6 protein-coding genes are annotated in these 5040 nt (G+C 64.3%); all 6 read right to left on the reverse strand.

The window, feature by feature from the left end; genetic code table 11:
* On the reverse strand, nt 1-1103 hold a 1103-nt coding region (locus ACE3UY_RS03505; RefSeq protein WP_374686165.1), incomplete at its 3' end, for an FG-GAP repeat domain-containing protein.
* A gap of 272 nt (nt 1104-1375) precedes the next feature.
* Complete coding sequence (locus ACE3UY_RS03510; protein ID WP_374686166.1) at nt 1376-1906, reverse strand: isoprenylcysteine carboxylmethyltransferase family protein; 531 nt, start codon at nt 1904-1906, stop codon at nt 1376-1378.
* Between the two features lie 2 nt (nt 1907-1908).
* The gene (locus tag ACE3UY_RS03515) at nt 1909-2544 is read right to left on the reverse strand and encodes a class I SAM-dependent methyltransferase (protein ID WP_374686167.1); all 636 of its coding nucleotides are present in this window, start codon (nt 2542-2544) and stop codon (nt 1909-1911) included.
* A gap of 76 nt (nt 2545-2620) precedes the next feature.
* Nucleotides 2621-3115, reverse strand: coding sequence for a GNAT family N-acetyltransferase (locus tag ACE3UY_RS03520; RefSeq protein WP_374686168.1), 495 nt, complete (start codon nt 3113-3115; stop codon nt 2621-2623).
* Nucleotides 3116-3126: 11 nt separating this feature from the next.
* Nucleotides 3127-4113, reverse strand: coding sequence for an NAD(P)-dependent alcohol dehydrogenase (locus ACE3UY_RS03525; RefSeq protein WP_374686169.1), 987 nt, complete (start codon nt 4111-4113; stop codon nt 3127-3129).
* A gap of 111 nt (nt 4114-4224) precedes the next feature.
* The coding region (locus tag ACE3UY_RS03530; RefSeq protein ID WP_374686170.1) for a hypothetical protein at nt 4225-5040 on the reverse strand (816 nt) is incomplete at its 5' end.

Consider the following 5040-nt stretch of genomic DNA (forward strand, 5'->3'; position numbering starts at 1 on the left):
CCGGTGGCCCAGTATGCCCCGTCGAGCGCTTTGTCGATGATCACCTTGGTGAAGTGGCCGCGGCCGTCGTTGCGGTGCCAGGCCACGGTGTCATCGTCCACGCTGGAGGCCAGCGCGTCCATGTCGCCGTCGCGATCCATGACCGTCCGCGCGCCGCGGGCGCGATTGTCCATGACCTGCCGGGTGAAGACGCCCCTGCCATCGTTGCGGTACCAGGCGATGGTGTTATTGCGCCGGCTGGCGGCGAAGATGTCCATATCGCCGTCCCGATCCACGTCGGCCGGCGCGACGAAGTAAGCGCCCCGGGCCGTCTTGTCCAGGGTATGCTTCGTGAACCGCTCGCTGCCGTTGTTCTCGTGCCAGGCGATCTCGTGGTTGCCAAAGCTGGCCGCGATCACGTCCATGTCGCCGTCGCCGTCCATGTCAGCCATCTCCGCGCGCTTGGCCTTGGTCGCCCGGGTGTCGATGATCTGGCGCGTGAAGGCGTTGCGGCCGTTGTTCTCATACCAGGCGATGGTGTTGGCGTCCTGGCTGGACGTGACGAAGTCGATGTCGCGGTCGCCGTCCACGTCGCCGGCGACGATGGAGTGCGCGCCGTTGGCCTTGGTGTCCACGTTCTTGCGGGTGAAGTTGCCGCGGCCGTCGTTCTGATACCAGGCGAAGGTGTCGGCCAGATAACCGGCGGCCAGCACGTCAGTGTCACCGTCGCGATCCACATCGGCCAGCCCGGCCGGGTAGGCCCCCTTCAGATTGCCGTCCAGCACCTTGCGGGTGTAGTTGCCGCGCCCGTCGTTCTGATACCAGTACACCATGTGGCGGACGTAGTCGGTGGCGACTACGTCCACGTCGCCGTCACCGTCCAGGTCGGCCCCGACGGCGGTATGCACCTGGTTGACCGCCGTATCGATCACTCGCTTGTTGAACGCGGCGGCCTCCTCCTGCGCCGCCTCGCCGGCCTCGGCGGGAGCCGCGGGTGTCGCAGGCGGCGTGGGTGTCGCGGGATCGGCCTGTTGGGCGGGTGAAAAACCGCCCGTCAGCGCGAGGAAACCTAACGCGGCGATGGGGGCCGCGCTCTGGAGCCTGCCGTAGAGCGCGCGACCCATAACTATACAACTGACCAAACGTGACAAGGTAGACTCCTTGGCGGATAGGCGCGCGGGAAGAACGCCTGACCGGCCGGTAAAGAGAGCTGTTTAGCTGGCTAAACGATCCTCTTGGTGAATGGTTGTGGCAGCGATGTGGGGGCCACCCGACTCGATGAACGGTGGAAAGCAGGATGGAAAGCTAGAGCAATAATAACCGAGAAAGCTGAAATCTTTCGTTACAGTTCTATTAAAATATACCTATAAAACATTCTGGGTTTGTTTACCCAGAGTCAGCGAATTCTGGGGATGAGAAAGGGAACCTCTCGCTTGTATGACAGATACGCCTCGCCGAACCGCTCTACCAGTTCACTCTCCTCGATCCGTCTCAGATAGAGGATTAAGAGAGTGGACAGGCAGACGACGAGAACCGCGCCGAAGATCGTCCCTGCGGCGACGGCAAACCCCAGGTAGGCCGTCAGCGCGCCAAAGCTCATCGGGTTGCGGCAGTAGCGGAATGGCCCCTGGGTCAACAGCGTTTGAGTCGGCATGACGGGCAATGGCGTACCTCGCCCCCGCGTCAATTGCCAGGCGATAGCCCACAGCGCGAAGTAAAACCCGACCGCCGCGAGCGCCACCCCGACCACGTAATTTACGACCCCAAACCGGAAATTGGGCAAGTGGAGCGCCGCATCGATACGCGGGCCACCTACGGACACAACCAGCGGAATGAGCACGGCGAACAGCAGCCCGGCCAGCCCCGTGACCGCTATCCGGCCGGCCAGAGGATATTCCCGTTGCGCCCACTGGTAGAAGTGAGACATGGCTACCCCCTTTCAAAGAGCAAGGTATACGCAAACAGGTTGCCGAGCTTTCGCTTCAGCCGGAAGCCCGCCTGATCCGCGCGGCGAATGAGCGTCCGCGCCAGCGGGTAATCCGGGTCGAGCAGCGCCTCGCTGAAAGCCAGCGTGCCGGCCGGCGCGAGCACGCGGTGGAACTCGCGCATCGCCCGTTCGGGTTCGGGAAGCTCGCCGATGACCGTGATCAGGGAAACGGCGTCAAACGCGCCGTCCTCGAATGGCAGATCATAGACATCGGCGACTTTGGCCTCCAGGTTGGCGATGCCCTCCGTCTGCGCCCGCTGCGTGACGCGCTCGATCATTTTGGGTTCGATGTCCACGGTGACAACCTTGCCCGTCGCGCCGACGCGGCGCGCCAGCTCGACGGTATACCGGCCGTTGCCGGGGCCGACCTCGAGCACGGTCATCCCCGGTTCGATGCCGTGCCGGATGGGCATTTCGCCGGGCGGCTGGAGCCTGCGCCGCAGCGGGTTGTCGATCAGGTTGGCGAGAAACTCCGGCATGGGGAACTTGTGGAAGTGCCGGATGATGCGGATGGTCGTGTGCAGAGCCAGGACGGCGGCCAGCAGCCTGAGGATGGCGCGGAAGAGTGAGGTAAACATGTGGACTGCCCCCGAGCGCCGCGGTACGCAACGCCACGGCTTCACCCCCATTATACTACACGTCGACGCGCGGTTTTCAGACCACTTCCCCACCCAGCGGCGCCCACGTGCCATCCTCCTTGCGCCCCGGATACATCACCCGTGCGAAGGGCCAGCTTGTCTCGATCCACGTTTGTACGGTGTGGAACAACACCGGGTCCAGACCCTGATCATGCGCGCTCTGGCGCACCCACATGTAGATGCGGGCGTCGGTGGGGTAGTCCCGCGGCGGGTTGATGTAGACGCAGCCCAGGCACATCGTCCCGTCGGGTGACAGGACGGTGTAGGCGAAGGCCGCCCGCTGCTCGAACTCCTCCCCATGCTCGACGAGGTCTTGCAAGTTCTCTGACAGCGTAAACGCGGCGTGCGGCCAGTCGCGGCCAAACATGGCTTGCAGCAGGTCGATGCTCGACATGACCGCGTCGTAGTCGAGCTCCACCACCGTCGGCGTCAGCGGGCGCAGATGGAAGTGCGGCGTGTCGAGCGCCAGGGGAACCACAAAGTCGGGCGGCACCAATGGTTTATCTTTCAAGGAAATACCCGTTACGATCCTGACGGGTAGACGTTGATGACTACCTTGCCCCGGGCGTGTTCCCACTCCAGATAGCGGAACGCCTCGGGCGTCTCGCTCAACGGATAGCATCTGTCAATGACCGGCCGTATCTTTCCAGTTTGCAGTAGTTCGCCCACGTAGGCCAGGTCTGTCCTGTTGGGCCTGGCTGTCAGACTCGCTATCTGGCCTCCGCCCCGCGCGGACAGAAGCGGCCCCAACAGCAGCGCCTGGAAGATCTGGCTCATCGTGCCGCCGACCATCACGTAGACGCCACCGGGAGCCAGCGCCCGGCGGTAGTCGCCGATCGGCCGGTAGCCGTTGGCGGCCAGAATGAGGTCGTAGCGTTGCCCGTTCCGCGCGAAATCCTCCCGCGCGTAGTCAATGACGTGGGTCGCCCCCAGGGCACGGGCCATGTCGGCGTTGCGGGCGCTGCACACGGCCGTCACCTCGCCGCCCAGCGCCGCGGCGATCTGCACCGCAAACGTGCCCACCCCGCCCGACGCGCCATAGATCAGCACGCGCTGTCCGGCCCGAAGCTGACCCTTGTCGCGTAGCCCTTGAAGGGCGGTGACGGCGGCCATGGGCACAGCCGCGGCCTGCTCAAAGCTGATGCCCTCCGGCTTCCGCGCCCAGACGCCCTCCGGGGCGCAGACGTACTCGGCCAGCCCGCCGGAGCCGACGCCAGATAGATCGCCGTAAACCGCGTTGCCCGGTTGAAACTGCGTCACGCCGCGGCCGACGCCGGCTACCACGCCAGCCACGTCGGCCCCCAGGATGGTGTGCTTCGGCCGCCGCAGCCCGCCGGTTATAAGCCGGGCGATGATCGGCTGGCCGCTCAGGGCGTACCGGTCGGCGGCGTTGAGGCCCGTGGCGTGAACCTTGACCAGCACCTCACCATCCGCCGGTTGCGGCGCGGCCACTTCCCTTAATTGGAGCACGTCCGGCGAACCGTACTGTGTGTAAACAATCGCTTGCATGATCTTTTCTTCTCCGATGCGATAGACAAGTCACAGGACTACCGATTACACAGATGGTCTTTCAATCAATCTGTGTAATCGGTGTAATCTGTGGATTTCTGTTCTTCTCTTCTAGTTTGCCTTGACGTTATAGGACGGCGTGGCGCCGTGGCGGTGGCTCACCATCTTGACCAGCTTGGTGACGCCCTCGATGACCGCGATGATGAGCGAGAGGGCGAGAATGGCTTCCGCGCCGCGCCCGATGAGCGGCACGCCGCTGAGCGCCGGAACGGCGGCGTAAACCCGGTCGGCCAGCGGCAGCCACAGGACGAAGTACAGCGCCACCGCGCCGACGATGTCCAGCGCCACGCTAACCAGCCACAGGGCTACGCCCCACCGCCCGCGCAACAGCGCCACCAGTTGCAACACCATCTGCGCGACGGCGATGGCGATGAGCGCCACCAGCCAGGGAATGGGCACCGGTATGACGTCTACCGGCTCGCCCAAATTGAATTGCAAGGTCAATCCACCGACACGCAGAAAGTAAATCATGACCATTATGGCGAACACGCCGAAGGCCATGCCGAAGATGGATTCGAAGCGGTCGACCTCGGCCGGGTCGTTGACTTCCGGCAGGGACAGCGGGTCGAATCCGGCGTCGTTGCCGGTGATCTCGTCCAGGTCTTCGCCGGAGTGCTGCAAGATGGCGAAGATGAGCACGACGATACCGGTGAAGATGGCCGTCGCCTGGAACGCACCGGCGGCCGTCTCCAGCAGCACCGTGATCAGGTTGCCCGACTCGTCGCCGAACAGCACGGCCAGCAGGTGAACGAGGACGGCCACCGGCGGCACGATGACCCAGCCGCGCCGCAAGACCATCATCATCACCGGGTAGAAGTCGGGGCCGACCAGATACTGCTCGCCGCCATAGGAAGCGGCCATGCGGCG

This window comes from Promineifilum sp. (SeqCode) (assembly GCF_041918635.1).
Taxonomy (GTDB): domain Bacteria; phylum Chloroflexota; class Anaerolineae; order Promineifilales; family Promineifilaceae; genus Promineifilum.